18 protein-coding genes are annotated in these 15,253 nt (G+C 72.4%); 11 read left to right on the top strand and 7 right to left on the bottom strand.

All coding sequences use genetic code 11. The features are described 5' to 3' along the window. Positions 1–34: 34 nt before the first annotated feature. Positions 35–697: a D-alanyl-D-alanine carboxypeptidase family protein gene (locus HNR67_RS46095; RefSeq protein ID WP_185000652.1), complete on the bottom strand. Its 663-nt coding sequence runs from the start codon at positions 695–697 to the stop codon at positions 35–37. 121 nt (positions 698–818) lie between these two features. Here HNR67_RS46095 and HNR67_RS03320 point away from each other — a divergent pair, with 121 nt between their 5' ends. From HNR67_RS03320 to HNR67_RS03295, 6 genes are all read left to right on the top strand, one after another. After that, positions 819–1,343 carry a PadR family transcriptional regulator gene (locus HNR67_RS03320; RefSeq protein WP_185000651.1) on the top strand — a complete coding sequence of 175 codons (525 nt, stop codon included), beginning with the start codon at positions 819–821 and terminating at the stop codon, positions 1,341–1,343. Next, positions 1,340–2,029, top strand: a complete 690-nt coding sequence (locus HNR67_RS03315; RefSeq protein WP_185000650.1) for an ABC transporter ATP-binding protein — start codon at positions 1,340–1,342, stop codon at positions 2,027–2,029. The genes HNR67_RS03320 and HNR67_RS03315 overlap by 4 nt, the downstream gene beginning before the upstream one ends. 46 nt (positions 2,030–2,075) lie before the next feature. Next, a complete protein-coding gene (locus tag HNR67_RS03310) occupies positions 2,076–4,427 on the top strand; it encodes an ABC transporter permease (protein WP_185000649.1) in 2,352 nt (783 codons plus the stop codon). A gap of 8 nt (positions 4,428–4,435) precedes the next feature. Next, entirely contained in the window at positions 4,436–6,769 is a 2,334-nt protein-coding gene (locus HNR67_RS03305; RefSeq protein ID WP_185000648.1) for an ABC transporter permease, read from the top strand. A gap of 7 nt (positions 6,770–6,776) precedes the next feature. Then, the gene (locus HNR67_RS03300) at positions 6,777–7,259 is read left to right on the top strand and encodes an SNARE-associated domain-containing protein (RefSeq protein WP_185000647.1); all 483 of its coding nucleotides are present in this window, start codon (positions 6,777–6,779) and stop codon (positions 7,257–7,259) included. Positions 7,260–7,455: 196 nt separating this feature from the next. Next, positions 7,456–8,313, top strand: a complete 858-nt coding sequence (locus HNR67_RS03295) for a helix-turn-helix domain-containing protein (protein WP_312986332.1) — start codon at positions 7,456–7,458, stop codon at positions 8,311–8,313. 5 nt (positions 8,314–8,318) lie between these two features. Here the strand turns inward: HNR67_RS03295 and HNR67_RS03290 are convergent, their stop codons facing one another. Genes HNR67_RS03290 through HNR67_RS03280 form a run of 3 tightly spaced genes read right to left on the bottom strand, consistent with a single transcriptional unit; the run spans position 8,319 to position 9,444 of the window. Next, positions 8,319–8,756, bottom strand: a complete 438-nt coding sequence (locus tag HNR67_RS03290; protein ID WP_312986330.1) for a TFIIB-type zinc ribbon-containing protein — start codon at positions 8,754–8,756, stop codon at positions 8,319–8,321. Beyond that, positions 8,753–9,097: a fluoride efflux transporter FluC gene (locus tag HNR67_RS03285; protein WP_185000646.1), complete on the bottom strand. Its 345-nt coding sequence runs from the start codon at positions 9,095–9,097 to the stop codon at positions 8,753–8,755. The genes HNR67_RS03290 and HNR67_RS03285 overlap by 4 nt, the downstream gene beginning before the upstream one ends. Continuing rightward, positions 9,094–9,444, bottom strand: a complete 351-nt coding sequence (locus HNR67_RS03280) for a fluoride efflux transporter FluC (protein ID WP_221489755.1) — start codon at positions 9,442–9,444, stop codon at positions 9,094–9,096. The genes HNR67_RS03285 and HNR67_RS03280 overlap by 4 nt, the downstream gene beginning before the upstream one ends. A gap of 124 nt (positions 9,445–9,568) precedes the next feature. Here HNR67_RS03280 and HNR67_RS03275 point away from each other — a divergent pair, with 124 nt between their 5' ends. The 5 genes from HNR67_RS03275 to HNR67_RS03255 all read left to right on the top strand — a co-directional run bounded on the left by HNR67_RS03275 (position 9,569) and on the right by HNR67_RS03255 (position 12,387). Beyond that, entirely contained in the window at positions 9,569–9,973 is a 405-nt protein-coding gene (locus tag HNR67_RS03275) for a helix-turn-helix domain-containing protein (protein WP_185000644.1), read from the top strand. Between the two features lie 7 nt (positions 9,974–9,980). Continuing rightward, positions 9,981–10,637 (top strand): hypothetical protein, encoded by a 657-nt coding sequence (locus tag HNR67_RS03270; protein ID WP_185000643.1) that lies wholly within the window; start codon positions 9,981–9,983, stop codon positions 10,635–10,637. Between the two features lie 125 nt (positions 10,638–10,762). After that, positions 10,763–11,041, top strand: coding sequence for a DUF2516 family protein (locus HNR67_RS03265; protein WP_185010082.1), 279 nt, complete (start codon positions 10,763–10,765; stop codon positions 11,039–11,041). Continuing rightward, a complete protein-coding gene (locus tag HNR67_RS03260) occupies positions 11,038–11,823 on the top strand; it encodes an alpha/beta fold hydrolase (protein ID WP_312986326.1) in 786 nt (261 codons plus the stop codon). Before HNR67_RS03265 ends, HNR67_RS03260 begins: the two co-directional genes overlap by 4 nt. 9 nt (positions 11,824–11,832) lie before the next feature. Next, on the top strand, positions 11,833–12,387 hold the full coding sequence (locus HNR67_RS03255; RefSeq protein ID WP_185000642.1) for a YbaK/EbsC family protein: 555 nt from the start codon (positions 11,833–11,835) through the stop codon (positions 12,385–12,387). On the opposite strand, the gene HNR67_RS03250 is transcribed toward HNR67_RS03255, so the two are convergent. From HNR67_RS03250 to HNR67_RS03240, 3 genes are read right to left on the bottom strand one after another with little or no spacing between them, the layout of a single operon-like run. Then, positions 12,369–13,544, bottom strand: coding sequence for an LOG family protein (locus HNR67_RS03250; protein ID WP_185000641.1), 1,176 nt, complete (start codon positions 13,542–13,544; stop codon positions 12,369–12,371). The genes HNR67_RS03255 and HNR67_RS03250 overlap by 19 nt on opposite strands. 30 nt (positions 13,545–13,574) lie before the next feature. Further along, complete coding sequence (purU, locus tag HNR67_RS03245; RefSeq protein WP_185000640.1) at positions 13,575–14,459, bottom strand: formyltetrahydrofolate deformylase; 885 nt, start codon at positions 14,457–14,459, stop codon at positions 13,575–13,577. A 38-nt stretch (positions 14,460–14,497) separates the two neighbouring features. Next, on the bottom strand, positions 14,498–15,250 hold the full coding sequence (locus HNR67_RS03240; RefSeq protein ID WP_185000639.1) for a maleylpyruvate isomerase N-terminal domain-containing protein: 753 nt from the start codon (positions 15,248–15,250) through the stop codon (positions 14,498–14,500). Positions 15,251–15,253: the final 3 nt, after the last annotated feature.

The raw sequence follows: 15,253 nt of genomic DNA, 5'->3' as shown, positions 1-15,253 counted from the left end.
TGGCATGTCGGGGGGCGAACACGCCGACGGCGGATCACGGGTGCGGCAACAGCTCCGGGCAGCCCTGGGTCTTGTACCTGGCGTCGAACTCGAAGTGCCATGGCTCGTTGGCGTAGCGGCGGCACCAGCCGAACTCGCCCTTGGTCCGCTCCAGCCAGGCCGCCGACGGGCGCGGCTGCACGTCCACCGCCAGCCCCTGCACGTGCAGGGACTTGCCGGGCGGCAGCACGAACTGCTTGGCCTTGGCCACACTGCCGTGCAAGGCCACCGCGGCGTCGAACTCGGCCTGCTGGGCGGCGGTGCTGCGCTTGCCGTCGTGCACGCACAGGGTCAGCCCGGCCTCCCAGGCCACCTGCCGGACGTGCTTCCAGGCCGCCTCGGCGGCGTCCTTGAGCCCGTCCACCTTCTTGTCGAAGTAGCTCGGGTCCACCGCGCAGATCGGCTTGCCGTTCGGGTCCAGCTTGGGTTCGGGCTGCGGGCCGGGGGTGTTCGGCGGGCGGGCCGGGTTGGTCGGCACCGCCACCACCTCCACCGAGGTCTCCGCAGGCGGACTGGTGCGGCTGGTGGTGGTGCTCGCCGCGGCGTCCAGACCGGCCCACTCGGCCGCGTTCTGCCACACCCCGGTGGTGCCCAGCACGCCGATCAGCGCCCCGGTCAGGCCGATCGCCAGGGTCAGACCGATGATCTTCCTTCGCACGCGCGACCTCCTCTCCACCGCTGATACGCGGGCAGCCGGGTGGCGGGTTGCACGTTGACCCGAATGTCCTATTCAGGCCATGTATAGACCGTGTGTATACCCGCCGTGTAGAGTCGCTCCCATGTCAATCGGGCACACCCTGCTCGGGCTGCTGGAAGGCGGCCCCCGGCACGGGTACGACCTCAAACGCGCCTATGACGAGCGCTTCGGGCAGGACCGCCCGCTGCACTACGGGCAGGTCTACTCGACGCTGTCCCGGCTGCTCCGCAACGGGCTGGTGCAGGTCGAGGGCGTCGAGCAGGGCGAGGGGCCGGAGCGCAAGCGCTACGCCATCACCGGCGCCGGGATCACCGATGTCGGGGCCTGGCTGGCCACGCCGGAGAAGCCGGAGCCGTACCTGCAGAACACGCTGTACACCAAGGTCGTGCTCGCGCTGCTGTCCGGTCGCGGCGCCGCCGACCTGCTGGACACCCAGCGCGCCGAGCACCTGCGGCTGATGCGTGAGCTGACCCAGCGCAAGAGCGCGGGCGACCTGGCCGACCAGCTCATCTGCGATCACGCGCTGTTCCACCTGGAAGCCGACCTGCGGTGGCTGGAGCTGACCGCCGCCCGCCTGGACCAGCTAGCCAAGGAAGTCGGGGCATGAACAACGTGAACGGGCCACTGCTGGCCGGATTCGACCTGCACAAGACCTTCGGCCCCACCCCGGCGCTGGCCGGGGCGGGCATGCAGGTCAGTCCGGGCGAGGTGGTGGCCGTGATGGGGCCGTCCGGCTCCGGCAAGTCCACCCTGCTGCACTGCCTGGCCGGGATCCTGGTGCCGGACTCCGGCCGGGTCAGTTTCCGCGGCCGGGAGATGTCGGCGATGGGCGAGTCCGAGCGCAGTGCGTTGCGGCGCACCGAGTTCGGCTTCGTCTTCCAGTTCGGCCAGCTGGTGCCGGAACTGACCTCGGTGGAGAACGTGGCGCTGCCGCTGCGGCTGGGCGGGACCAAGCGCCGGGAGGCCGAGCGCAGGGCCACCGAGTGGCTGGACCGGCTGGAGGTCGCCGACGTGCGGGACAAGCGGCCCGGCGAGACCTCCGGCGGCCAGGGCCAGCGGGTCGCGGTGGCCCGCGCGCTGGTCACCGGACCGCGGGTGATCTTCGCCGACGAGCCCACCGGGGCGCTCGACTCGCTCAACGGCGAGCGGGTGATGCGACTGCTGGTCACCGCGGCCAAGGACACCGGGGCCGCGGTGGTGCTGGTGACGCACGAGGCCAGGGTGGCCGCCTACTCCGACCGCGAGGTCGTCGTCCGTGACGGGCGGACCCGCGACGTCGAGCTGGTCGGCTGATGCGCGGGCCCGGGTTTGGGAGTCGCGGCTGATGGGTAAGGGCGAAATGGACACGCGCACGGCTGTGCGCCGCTGGGTCGACGACCTCGCCCTGGGGGTCCGGCTGGCTGTCGGGGGCAGCCGGAACTCCTGGGCGAGGCTCTCCCTCACCGCCGTCGGCATCGGCATCGGGGTGGCCGTGCTGCTGCTCGCGGCCTCCTTCCTCAACATCAAGGACGACCACGACGCCCGCCGGTCCGGCCGGGCGGTGCCCACGGCGGCGCAGCAACCGGTGCCGGGGCTCGACCCGCTGGTGGCCGTGCGGACCAGCACCGAGTTCCGCGGGCAGAGCGTGCAGGGCGTGCTGCTCCAGTCCACCGGCGGCCGGACCGCGCTGCCGCCGGGGGTCGGCGTGCTGCCCAAGGCCGGTGAGTTCCTGGTCTCGCCCGCGCTGAACAAGCTGCTGGACTCGGCCGAGGGCGAGTTGCTGCGGCCCCGGTTCGACGGTCCCCGGCGGCTGATCGCCGGTGCCGGCCTGGTCGGGCCGCACGAGTTGTTCTTCTACGCCGGGGTGGCCGACCTGAGCTGGGCAGGCGACGCCAGGGCGGTGTACTCCTTCGGCGAGGCGAAATCGCCACGGGAGCTGGAACCGCTGCTGTTGCTGCTGGTGCTGGTCGGGGCCTGCACCATGCTGATCCCGGTGGTGGTCTTCATCGCCACCAGCACCCGGCTGGCCGCCGCCGCCCGCGACCGCAGGCTGGCCGCGCTGCGGCTGGTCGGCGCGGACGCGGCGCAGACCCGGCGGGTGGCCGCGGGCGAGACGCTGATCGGCGCGGTGCTCGGGGTGCTGCTCGGCGGGGCGGTGTTCCTGCTCGGCAGGCAGCTGGTGGAGCTGGTCGAGCTGTGGGGCACCAGCATCTTCGCCGCGGACGTGCGGCCCTCGCTCTGGCTGGTCGCGCTGATCGCGCTCGGCGTGCCGGTGCTCGCGGTGGCGGTGTCCATGGCCGCGCTGCGCAACACCCTGGTCGACCCGCTCGGTTCGGTCCGGCAGGCCAGGCCGATCACCCGCAGGCTCGCCTGGCGGCTGGTCCCGCTGCTGCTCGGTGGTGGGCTGCTGGCCGTGCAGGCAGGCGGTCTGATCGACCAGACGGGCAGCGGCACCTCCGGCCGGGCCATCGTGGTGATCGCGGCCGGGGTGATGCTCCTGCTGGTGAGCATCCCACTGCTGCTGCCGTGGGCGATCGAGAAGACGGTCGGCTACTTCCGTGGCGGCCACCCGGCCTGGCAGCTCGCGGTGCGCCGGATGCAGCTGGACAGCGGCACCTCGGCCAGGGTGATCGGCGGCCTCGCGGTGGTGCTGGCCGGTGGCATCGCGCTGCAGACCGTGCTGATGACCGCCCAGCGGGAGTTCCCGCCAGCGGACCGGCCCAGCGACGCGGCCAGGCTGCTGGTGAGCGTGCGCTCGGGCGCCATCGATCCGCCGGCGGTGCTCGGGCAGCTGAGCCGCGCCCCCGGTCTGCTCTCGGTCACCGGCATCGCCAGCACGCTGGCACGTGGACCGGGCGTCAACGACTTCTACTCGATCGTGCTCGCCGACTGCGCGGAGCTGAGCAGGCAGACCGACATCACCGACTGCGGGCCTGGCAAGGCCTGGCGGGTGGCGCCGAATCCCGGCACCTCCGACCCGAGCCCGCCGCCGGTCCCCGGCCAGCAGCTCATGATCGATGTCGACGGGACCGGCCGGGGCCCGGCCTGGCAGCCCAACTGGACCGTGCCTGCCAAGCTCGGCCCGGCCAAGGCCCGGGTGGGCAGCGAATACTCACTCGGCGCCAGCATCCTGCTGCCGACCGGTGGCCTGCCGCCGGAACTGGCCAAGCAGCTCTACCTGTCCGCCTACCTGCGGATCGACCCGGCCCAGCCGGACGCCGCCGAGCACGTGCGCAACGTGCTGGGCCCGTACAACTGGCGGGCCTCGGTGCACCCGCAGTACAACGACAACTCCTACAACCGGGAGCGCGCGCAGAGCTACGGCACCGTGCGGCGCGGGGTGCTCATCGGCGTGCTGGTCGCGCTGCTGCTGGCCGCGGCCAGCCTGCTGGTGATCGGCTTCGAGCAGGTGCGGGAACGGCGCAGGCCGCTGGCGGTGCTCTCGGCCAACGGGGTGCCGAGGCGCACCCTGGCCGGTTCGGTGCTGTGGCAGAACGCGGTGCCGGTGCTGCTGGCCGCGGTGGTCTCGGCCGGGGCCGGGATCGGGCTCGGCGCGCTGTTGCTGCGCACCGTGAACCGGCCGCTGCTGCTGGACTGGACCTCGGTCGGGGTGTCCGCGGGCGCGGCGGTGCTGGCTGCGCTCGTGGTGAGCCTGCTGACGCTACCGTCGGTGCTGCGGGCCATGCGGCCGGAGGGCCTACGAGCGGAATGAGCACTGGCATGACGCAGCGGTCGCCTGTGGACGAGGTCCGGATCGGGCAGTGGCTGGGTGAGCTGCTGCTCGGCACCCGGCTCGCGCTCACCGGCGGCCGCGCGGCCTGGGCCCGGCTGATGCTCTCCGCGGTCGGCATCGGGCTGGGCGTGATGGTGCTGCTGCTGGCCGCCTCGGTGGGCAACGCCCAGCAGGGCAAGGCCGACCGGATCGCCGCCCGCGAGCTGGCCACCGGGGAGCCGGGCAAGACAGGCGCCGGCAACCCGACCCACCTGCTGGCCAGGCAGGTCGGCCAGTACTGGCGCGGGCAGTACATCGCCGGGGCCGAGCTGGGCGCCGACGGTGACGCGCCGCGGTTGCCGCCCGGCCTGGACCGGCTGCCGGGGCCGGGGGAGCTGGTGACCTCGCCCGCGCTGTCCCGGCTGCTCGCCCAGCCCGGTAACGAGCTGTTGCGGGAACGCCTGCCAGCCAAGGAGATCGGCCACATCGGCGATGCCGGCCTCGACCGGCCCGGCGAGCTGTTCTTCTACGTCGGGCTGCCCGAGCAGCAGCGCGCGCAGGCCTCCCCGGTGCTGCGGATCGGCAACACCGTGGACACACCGCCGATGGACGAGATGTTCCAGCTGCTGCTCACCGCGGCCGCGGCCGCGCTGCTGGTGCCGATCGGGGTGTTCGTGCTGGTCGCCACCCAGATCGGCGCGGGAGCCAGGGAACAGCGACTGGCCTCGATCCGGCTGGTCGGCGCGGATCCGGGGCAGGCGCGGCGGATCGCGGCCGGGGAGTCGCTGGCCGCGGCACTGCTCGGCCTCGGCGTGGGCGCCGCGCTGTTCCTGCTGGCCCGCTCGCTGGCCGCGGTGGTGGAGATCGACCAGATCGGCTTCCACCCCGCCGATGTGGTGCCCAGCGCGCCGATCACCACGCTGCTGGTGCTCGGGGTGCCTGCCACCGCGGTGGCCGCGGCGCTGTTCGCGTTGCGGCGACTGGAGATCGGCCCACTCGGCGTGGTCCGCCGGGCCGATCCGCCGCCGCGCAGGCTGAACTGGCGGCTGGCCCTGGCCGGGCTGGGCGTGCTGGTGCTGGCCGCCAACATCCCGCTGCGGAACTTCGGCCGGGTGGCCGAGGACTGGCGCGGCACCCTGCTCGCCATCGGCATCGCGCTGGTGCTGGCCGGGGCCGCCGCCCTGCTGCCCTGGCTGGTGGAGCGGGTGGCGGAGAACTGGCGGCCGCCGTGGGTGGCCGCGCTGCTCGCGGTGCGCAGGCTGCGCTTCGAGTACGCCACCACCAGGGTGGCCGCCGGTGTGGTCACCGTGCTGATCGGCGCGATCGCGCTGCAGGTGCTGCTGACCACCATCGCCCGCACCGAGTTCCCCGCCTCCTCCTACAGCCAGAGCGGCATGCCGGGCGAGGTCATGCTCTACGGGTCGGGGGGCCGCCCCGATGCGGCCCGGGTGCGCGCCGAGGTCGGGAAGGTGCCGGGGGTGATCCAGATCGGCGAGCTGCGCTCGGCCTACAGCGAGGGCGACAACCGCGCCATCCAGGTCACCGACTGCGCCACCATCCGCCAGCTCTTCGGGGTGACCGACTGCCAGCCAGGCAAGGTGTACCAGGCGAACAGCTCGCGGGATCAGTTCCGGCCCGGCACCGTGGTGCGGATGCGCCCCAACGGCAGCGGGGCCGCCTTCGACTGGCGGGTGCCAGCGGTGCAGCGGGCCGAGAGCGGCAATGGCTGGCAGGGCCGCAACCTGGCCTCGACGCTGGTGGCATCCGGGGCCGACCCTCGGCTGGACACGATGCCGGTGAGCTACATCTGGGTCCGCGGGCCCACCGACGACCCGGAGCTGGGCGAGCGGGTGCTGGCCGCGGCGACCAGGGTGGACCTGGCCATCAGGGCCCTGGACCTGCCTGTCCCGCGCAACTCGGCCATGGGCGTCTTCCAGAGCGTGCGCAGTGGGGTGCTGGCCGGGACCGTGGTGGTGGTGCTGCTCGCGGTGCTGAGCCTGGTGGTGGCCGCGGTGGACCAGCTGCAGGAGCGGCGCAGGCAGTACTCGGTGCTGGCGGCCAGCGGTGTGCCGCGGCGCACCCTGGGCTGGGCCACGCTCTGGCAGAACGCGGTGCCGACCGCGATCGGACTGGCCCTGGCCGCGCCCGCCGGGGTGGGCCTGGCCGCACTGGTGTTGCGGGTCATAAGCAACAGCGGCTCCCGGGTCCGCGAGATTGTGGTGAACTGGGGAGACGTGGCCATGATTCTGGGCGCGGGCGCCGCGCTGATCTTCCTGGTGACCCTGTCAACCTTGCCGGCCCTGCGTTCCGCGGTCCGGCCCAGCGGCTTGCGTTTCGAGTGACCCTGGCATGAGCTGGCCGTTGCTCACCCTGTTCGGCGCGGCCGTCGGCAGTGGCATCCTGCCGATCTTCAGCGTCGAGCTGTACCTGGTCGGACTGTCCGCGGTCCGGCCGGATCTGCACTGGTTCGCCGCCGGTCTGGTCACCGGCGCCGGGCACGTGCTGGGCAAGATGGTGCACTACTACGCCGCGCGCGGAGTGCTCAACCTGCCCTGGATCACCCGGCGGATCAACGCCTCCAACGGACGCTTCGCCGGCTGGTTCCGGCACTTCCAGGACACCTGCGCGCACCGGCCGTGGTGGAGCTTCTTCGTGGTGCTGCTCAGCGCCTCGGTCGGCATCCCGCCGTACACGATCCTGGTCGTGGTGGCCGGGGCCGGGCGGCTGCCGCTGAAGGTGCTGCTGCCTGCCGCGCTGATCGGCCGGGTGGCCCGGTTCTGCGTGCTGGCCAGCGGCGGCAGCCTGCTCGGGAGCATGGACTGGGGCTTCTGAGCCGCACATATTCCAGGTGACCGGGCGGTGCGGGCGCGCGCACCGCCCGGCCACCTCGACGCTAGATGAGAATATTCAGCGCGGCGATGCGCCGAATGCGGGTCGTTTTCGTGACCTACGGTGAGCCCTGTTGAGGGTTGGTCCCCGATCGCGCGACACTGCGGCCAGCAGTAGAGCCGAACAGGGGAGCTGACGCGTGGCCCAGGTGCAAAGCCCGACCGTGGGGCGCCGTCGACTCGGCACCGAACTACGTCAGCTCCGCGAGGCCGCGGGGCTGACCCACGTCCAGGTCGCCGAGGCGCTGGACTGCTCCCAGGGCAAGATCTCCAAGATCGAGACCGGCCGGGTCCCGGTGCGGACCCTGGAGGTCCGGGCCATGGCCGAGCTGTACGGCGCGGCCGAGGACAGGGTCGAGATCCTGCTCGGCCTGGCCAAGGACTCCAAGCAGAAGGGCTGGTGGCAGTCCTACGGCACCGGCGCGGTGCCGCCCGGCTTCGACACCTTCCTCGGCCTGGAGGCCGCGGCCAGCTCGCTGCGCACCTTCAGCAGCGGCCTGATCCCCGGCCTGCTGCAGACCAAGGAGTACGCCTACGAGCTGCTCAACGCCTGGTCCCCGGTGGAGCGCACCGACGTGGAGAGCAGCCTGGCGCTGCGGCTGGCCAGGCAGGAGCGGTTGACCGGGGTCAACCCGCTCAGCCTGTGGGCGGTGGTGGAGGAGGCCGCGCTGCGCAGGCTGGTGGTGCCCGCCGACGCCATGCGCCAGCAGCTCCGGCACCTGCTGCACCTGGCCTACCGGGCCAACGTGACCGTGCAGGTGCTGCCCAACTCGGCAGGCGCGCACCCGCTGATCGGGGACAACGTGGCGCTGCTGGAGTTCCCCGACCCGGTGGACCCGCCGGTGGTGTTCCTGGAGAACTCCGCGGGCTGGCAGGGCATGAAGAAGGCGGCCGAGGTGCGCCGGTACAAGCTGGCCATGGACCACCTGACGATGGCCGCGATGAGTCAGAAGGACTCGGTCGCGCTGATCGCCAAGATCGCCGACGAGCTGGTCTGAGCGCTTTAGTCGAACAGCTCGGAGAGGAAGTCCTTCTTCTTGCGCCGCCGGTAGTACGGGTCGTGCGCGTACGGATCGTGGCCGTAGGGCGCGGGCTGGCCGTAGCCCGGCGGCACCGGCGGCGGGGCGTAACCCGGCGGCTGGTGATAGGCGGGCGGCGGTGGCGGGTAGCCCGGTTCCGGCTGGTACGGCGGCGGCTGGGCGGCGACCGGCTGATCCACCGGCACCGGGTTGGCGCCGCTGGTCGCGGTGCTCGCGGCGGCGGCTGCCGCGGCCTCGCGTTCGCGGGCCTCGGCGGCCTGGTGGTAGATCAGCGCCGCGTCGATCAGGCGCTCCAGCTCACCGCGGTCCAGGAAGATGCCCTTGCAGTCCTGGCACACGTCGATGTGCACACCGGTTCGGTCCACGGTCTGCATGATGTCCTGGCACTTCGGGCAGATCACCAGACCAGCGTACCCAGCAGGAAGCCGGTGGTGGCGGCCAGAATTCCGGCGGCCAGGCTGCCTGCCACGTTGAGCGCCGCCCTGCCCCTTGGCAGCAGGCGGGTTTCCTGCGCGAAGGTCGAGTAGGTGGTCAGCGCGCCGCAGAAGCCGGTGCCCAGCAGCGCCATCGCCGGTGCGGCCACCATGGCCCCGGCCAGCCAGCCGAGCAGCAGCGAACCCGCGGTGTTCACCGCGAAGGTGCCCCAGGGCAGGCCGGGGAAGCGCCGCGTCGCCCACCGGGTGACCAGGTAGCGCAGCGGGGCGCCGAGTGCCGCGCCCAGCACCACCAGCAGCGCGGTCACCGGGCGATCCGCTCGCCGAGCAGGTGCCCGGCCCAGACCGCGGCCAGCGCGGCGAGCAGGGTGATAGCCAGGTAGGCGGCGGCCTCGGCGGCCTGGCCCGCGTGCACCAGCCGGACCGCGTCCACGGTGTAGGCGGAGAAGGTGGTGAAGCCGCCGAGCACCCCGGTGCCCAGGAACGGGCGCAGCGCGGAATCCGCGGCGGTCAGGCTCATCAGCAGGCCGATCAGCAAGCAGCCGAGCACGTTGATCCCGACCGTCGGCCAGGGGCCCGGCAGGGCCAGCCCGAGGGCGTGGCGAGCCAGGGCGCCGAGAGCGCCACCGGCGGAGATGAGCAGCAGAACCGGCATCCGACCACGGTAGGCGTTGGCCCGATCGGGTGTGTGCGAGGCCACCGGGGAACTGTTAGCAGTCTGCTTGCAACAGCTAGCACTCTTGCGTACGGTCGAAGACAGGCGAGAGGAGGTGACCCTCATGGGCGAGGACAACAACAAGTCGGTCAACCAGGTGGTCGCTGATCTCGGCCGTGATATCGGTGACTACATCCGCACCCAGCGGGCGAACGCGCAGATCTCGTTGCGCCAGCTGGCCAAGCTCGCCGGTGTGTCCAACCCGTACCTCAGCCAGATCGAGCGCGGGTTGCGCAAACCGAGCGCCGAGATCCTGCAGCAGATCGCCAAGGGGCTGCGGATCTCCGCCGAAGCGCTCTACGTCCAGGCCGGAATCCTGGAGGAGCGCCCAGGTGGGCCCGTCATCGACGCCGTGCTCGCCGACACCGACCTGAACGAGCGGCAGAAGCAGGTGCTGCTCGACGTCTACGAGTCGTTCCGGCGGGAGAACGCCGCCGCGACCCCGCCAGCCGATTCATCCAAGGAGTGATCCGGTAATGCCCGCACTGCCCACCGCCGAAGACGTCCGCAAGGCCACCGAACAGGCCGCGATCGTGTTCAACACCGCCATCGAGCAGGCCCGCACCCCGCTGCTGGCCGCCCTCGGCGCCGGTGACCTGGCCGCCAAGGCCGTCGTGGACGCGCTGACCAAGGCCCGCGAGACCGTCGGCGAGCGTGCCGAGAAGGCCACCACCGCGGTGAACGACCTGCCCGCCGAGCTTGGCGAGCTGCGCAACAAGCTGGACCCGGCCGAGTTCCGCAAGATCGTGGACGCCTACACCCAGGCCGCCCAGCAGCTCTACGGCTACCTGGCCGAGCGCGGCGAGGCCACCCTGGACAAGCTGCGCAGCAACCCGCAGGTGCAGACCGCCCAGCACCGGGTCGAGGAGGCCGCGGCCGAGGTTCGCGAGCTGGCCGACGACGTGCTCGGCAAGGTCACCCGCCGGACCCGCGTCGCCGGTGAGAAGACCGCCGCCGCCGCGGAGAAGGCCGCCGAGAAGATCGAGGACGTCGCGGTGAAGGTCGAGGAGGCAGGCGCGAACGTGGCCGCCGCCACCAAGACCGCCACCCGCAAGCCGGCCGCCAAGCCCACCACCGGCGCCCGCAAGACCACCGGCCCCAGCACCACCGGCGCCCGCAAGACCACCAGCTGACCTGGTTCAACCGCACAACCTGCCACCGCCGACCTGCCCCGAACTGGTCGGCGGTGGCTTTCGTCTCCGACCCGGTCCGCACCGCCCGCGCTTCGCCGTACCCTGGTGGTGTGCTCGCGCCAGCAATGTGGATCATGACGATCATCCATTTCGCCGCCATCCCGGTCGGCCTGTTCGCGTTCGTGCACGCCGTGATGCAACGCGCGGACGCCTTCACCGCCGCGGAGAAGCTCAGCAAGCCCGCCTGGCTGGGCATCACCGGCGGCGGCACCGCCGCGCTGGCCTTGTTCGCCTTCGGCGGCCCCGGCTCGCTGTTCTGGATGGCGGGCATGGTGGCCGTGCTGGTCTACCTGGTCGACGTCCGGCCGAGGGTGTCCGACGCCCAGCGCGGTCCGCGCTGGTGAGTCCGGCCCTGGCCGTGGCCAACGGCGTGCGCTGGAGCGTGCACGGCACCGGCGGCCCGGTCACCCTGCTCATCCCCGGCCTGGGCGCCACCCCCGGCGAGGCCCGGCTGCCCGCGGTCGGCCTGGCGGGGACCAGGGTGGTGCTGACCCTGCCCAGCCACGGCGAGTCCCCGGACGCGCCACCCGGCTACTTCCGCTACCAGACCATCGCCGCCGACGTGCTCGCGGTGGCCGACGAGGTCGGCGCCACCGCCGCCATCGGCACCTCCCTGGGCGCCAGCGCCCTGCTCACCATCGCCGCCGGTCACCCCACCCGGTTCGAGCGCCTGGCCCTGCTGATCCCCGCCGTACTCGACCAGCCCCGCACGGCAGGTGGCACTGATCCGCTGGCCCGGATGTCCGAGGCCACCGAACACGCGCTGACCACCGGCGACACCAGCCGCCTGCAGGCCGTGGTGGCGGGCGAGTTGCCGCCAGGCCAGGACCTTGCCGACTACGTGGACAAGCGGGTGGCCGCGCTGCTGCGCCTGCGCGAGGCGCTGACCGGCCTGCCGGCCCAGGTCCCGGTCCCGGATGTGCGCACGCTGGCCGAGGTGACCGCCCGGGTACTGGTGGTCTCGGCCACCGGCGACCCACTGCACTCCGAGCACGTGGCCAAGTCGGTGGCCGCCGCCCTGCCACAGGCCAGGCTGGAAGTCCTGCCCTCGCTGATCCCCCTGGTCACCCACCGCCGCGAACTACGCGCCCTGCTCGCCGACTGGGCCGCCTCCCCGCTCGGCTAGCCTGCGACCATGACCGGCTGGACCATCGCAGGCACCCTCACCGTGCACCCCGCCCTGGACCGCCTCGACCTGCTCGCCGCCCCGGTGTCCACCCTGCTCCGGACCCTGGACGCCGAGCACTGCGGGGTCACCGAGATCAACCCCGACCTGGCCGACACGGCGGCTTTCTGCGCCGAGTACGGCTCCCCGCTGTCCGCCTCGGCCAACTGCGTGGTCGTCGCGGGCCGCCGCGGCGACGTGGTCCGCTACGCCGCCTGCCTGGTCCTGGCCACCACCCGAGCCGACGTCAACGGCGTGGTCCGCAAACGCCTGGACGCCCGCAAGGCCAGCTTCGCCCCGATGGATGAGGCGGTCAGCCGGACCGGCATGGCCTACGGCGGGATCACGCCGATCGGGCTGCCCGCGGACTGGCCGATCCTGTTGTCGGCGGAGGTCGCGGAGGCGCCGGAACTGGTGATCGGCAGCGGGGTCCGGCACAGCAAGCTGCTGGTGCCGGGGGCGTTGCTGGCCAAGCTGCCCAACGCCGAGGTGCTGCCGGGGCTGGCTCAGCCGGTGCCCGCGTAGTCCTCCAGCAGCGCGACCGCCTCCGCCAGATCATCCGTGATCAGGATCCACCGCTCCGCCGCCCGCCCACTGGCCAGCCGGTGCAGCAGATCCGCCACCGGCATCTCCTCGGTCCAGAACCGCTTGCCAAGGAACACCATCGGCGCGGCCGGGCCGACGCTCTCGTAGTAGTTCTGGGTCAGGTCCTGGAAGATCTCCTGGACGGTGCCCGCGCGGCCTGGGGTGTACAGGACGCCGCCGGTGGCCACGGTGAGCAGGCCGTCCTCGCGGACGGAGTTGGCGAAGTACTTGGCGTGTAGTTCGCACAGGGGGTTGGGCGGTTCGTGGCCGTAGAACCAGGTCGGGATGCCGATGGTGCGGGGCAGATCTTCCGGTTCCGGGAGGTCGAGGGACAGGCCTGCGTGTACCCAGCGGCCGATGGTTTCATCGTCCACTGTGGACGAATCGGTGGCGTGGAAGGCGGGGGCGGCGGCCAGTTCTGACAAGGCTTTGGCGAGTTGGTCGTCGTCCGCTGTGGACAGTCGTACGCCCAGCGGGATGGCTTCCATGGCGCCGGGGCCGCCGCCGGTGAGGACGGTGAACCTGGCGGGACTGCGGCCGATGGCGCGTCCCAGTTCGGCGGCCTGGCGGTACTCGGGGCTGTCCCGGCGGAAGGCGTGGCCGCCCATCACCGCGACCGGGTTTGCCCTGCCCGCCACCGCGCAGGCGGCCAGCAGGTCTTCCAGGGCCTCGGTGATGGCGTGGTCGTGCAGGCGTTCGGCCAGGGCGTGCAGGGGGTCCGGGTGGTGGCCGGTGGTGCCGCCGATGGACCTGCTGTGCCGGTACACCCGGGCGTCGGGGGTGTCCCGGTAGGTCTCCGGGTGGCGTGGGTCCAGGCCGGTGAACAGTTCCGCGACGGTGTACAGCGTGGCGCGGTAGGCGCGGTAGGGCAGTTCCGGGATGTCCGGGAACACCAGCGCGCCACTGGCCTCGGCCCGGTCGCGGGCCGCCGGGGCCAGCCGGCAGCCCAGCAGCAGGGCGCCGTCCAGGCTGGTGCGCAGCAACTCGTTCTCCGCCGGGCCGGTCAGGTCCAGCCCGACCAGCACCGTGTGCCGCAGGTCCCGCCCGGCCGCCCGGTGCTCCCGCAGCGCTTCCAGCTCACCGATCTCGATCCGCACCCGGTCAAGGGTAGGCCCGGACGGCACCGGCTAGTGGAAAACGACAGTTCTGTTGCCGTGCACCAGCACCCGGTCCTCCACGTGCCAGCGCAGTCCCCTGGCCAGCACCACCTTCTCGATGTCGGTGCCCTTGCGCACCATGTCGGCCACCGAGTCGGTGTGGTCCACCCGGCCGACCTCCTGCTCGATGATCGGCCCGGCGTCCAGGTCCGCGGTGACGTAGTGACAGGTCGCGCCGACCAGTTTCACGCCGCGGGCGTAGGCCTGGTGGTACGGGCGGGCGCCCATGAAGGAGGGCAGGAAGCTGTGGTGGATGTTGAGTGCCTTGCCGGACCAGGCCGCGCACAGCTCGTGCGGCAGCACCTGCATGAACCGGGCCAGCACCACCGCGTCCGGGCGCTGGGAGTCCACCAGCTGGCGGATCTGGGCGAAGGCCGCCTGCTTGCCCTCGGGATCCTTGCCCGCCACCGGGAACGGCACGTGGTGGAACGGGATGCCGTGCGCCCTGGTGATCCCGGCCAGGTCGGCGTGGTTGCCGATCACCGCGCGCACGTCCACGTCCAGCTCGCCGGAGGCCACCCGGCCCAGGATGTCGTAGAGGCAGTGCCCTGCCTTGGACACCAGGATCACCACCCGGCGCTTCTGGCCGGTGTCGGTGACCCGCCAGTCGCTCTGCACACCCAGTTCCCTGGCCACCGAGGCGAAGCGGTGCCGCAGCTCGGCCACGTCGAAGGGCAGCGAGTCGGCCCGCACCTCCTGGCGGGTGAAGAACCAGTTGGTGTCGGTGTCGGTGTGGTAGGCCGCTTCCACGATCCAGCCGCCCTGCTCGGCGAGGAAGGTGGAGATCCGGGCCACGATGCCGGTGCGGTCCGGGCAGCCCAGGGTGATCACATAACGTCGTTCACGGGCGGACATGGCTGGTCAGTCTGCCCGCTGCGCCCGCGTTCACCTGGTCAGGGGGTGCCCAGCCGGTCCAGCAACGCGGCGTTCCCGGTCACCACGGCGGTGTTCGGCCGGTTCCACAGCCGCCGGTAGATGGCGTCCGCGGTGCCGGCGACCACCGCGTCGGTGTCGGTGCCACTGCCCTGCACCGGGCCCACCTTGGCGACCTGCCCCGGAGCCAGGGTGAGCACCACGGCCAGGCCGGCGTCGGCGGCGTGGAAGAGGATGGTGCCCTGTTCGGTGCGCTGCTCGTGCTCGCGGAACACCTGCGCCATGACCAGCGCCTCCTCGATGCCGTCCGCGGCGAACCGGGGCTCGAACCGCAACTCCCTGCCCGGGTCCACGCCACCGGCCACCTCGTAGAGCGCGTGTTCGGCGTCCAGCCGGTGGATGGCCACCTCGTGCGCCATCCGCCGGGCCCACATCGCGCCGGGCTCGGCCAGCGTCATGCCGAAGGCCCAGGCCGGTGCGGTGCGGCCCTTGTCAACGAGCAGGCCGATCAGCCGCTCCTGCTCGGTCACCCACCAGGCGTGCAGTTCGGCCCAGTCCCGGGGCGCAGGCGGGAAATCCGGCCGCACGTCCACGAGTCCCGCGGTCAGGTTGTCCGCCGCCCAGGCCTGCGCGCGGGCCTGGTGCGCGACCAGCTTCTGTACGGTCCAGTCCGGACAGGTCGGGACCCGCGCGTCCGGACCGGCCTTGAGCGCGGCGGCGCGCATGGCCTCGGAGTGGATCCTGATCTGCTCGATGAAGTCGGTGTGCTCCACCCC

The organism is Crossiella cryophila (assembly GCF_014204915.1).
In the GTDB taxonomy this organism is placed as follows: Bacteria; Actinomycetota; Actinomycetes; order Mycobacteriales; family Pseudonocardiaceae; genus Crossiella; species Crossiella cryophila.
This window is presented reverse-complemented; position numbering and strand designations above follow the sequence as displayed.

Excerpts from the sequence above, each read along its gene's own strand:
- HNR67_RS03320 (WP_185000651.1), top strand. The coding sequence starts at position 819 with ATGTCAATCGGGCACACCCTGCTCGGGCTGCTGGAAGGCGGCCCCCGG.
- HNR67_RS03315 (WP_185000650.1), top strand. The coding sequence starts at position 1,340 with ATGAACAACGTGAACGGGCCACTGCTGGCCGGATTCGACCTGCACAAG.
- HNR67_RS03310 (WP_185000649.1), top strand. The coding sequence starts at position 2,076 with ATGGACACGCGCACGGCTGTGCGCCGCTGGGTCGACGACCTCGCCCTG.
- HNR67_RS03305 (WP_185000648.1), top strand. The coding sequence starts at position 4,436 with ATGACGCAGCGGTCGCCTGTGGACGAGGTCCGGATCGGGCAGTGGCTG.
- HNR67_RS03300 (WP_185000647.1), top strand. The coding sequence starts at position 6,777 with ATGAGCTGGCCGTTGCTCACCCTGTTCGGCGCGGCCGTCGGCAGTGGC.
- HNR67_RS03280 (WP_221489755.1), bottom strand. The coding sequence starts at position 9,444 with ATGCCGGTTCTGCTGCTCATCTCCGCCGGTGGCGCTCTCGGCGCCCTG.
- HNR67_RS03275 (WP_185000644.1), top strand. The coding sequence starts at position 9,569 with ATGGGCGAGGACAACAACAAGTCGGTCAACCAGGTGGTCGCTGATCTC.
- HNR67_RS03270 (WP_185000643.1), top strand. The coding sequence starts at position 9,981 with ATGCCCGCACTGCCCACCGCCGAAGACGTCCGCAAGGCCACCGAACAG.
- HNR67_RS03265 (WP_185010082.1), top strand. The coding sequence starts at position 10,763 with ATGTGGATCATGACGATCATCCATTTCGCCGCCATCCCGGTCGGCCTG.
- HNR67_RS03255 (WP_185000642.1), top strand. The coding sequence starts at position 11,833 with ATGACCGGCTGGACCATCGCAGGCACCCTCACCGTGCACCCCGCCCTG.
- purU (WP_185000640.1), bottom strand. The coding sequence starts at position 14,459 with ATGTCCGCCCGTGAACGACGTTATGTGATCACCCTGGGCTGCCCGGAC.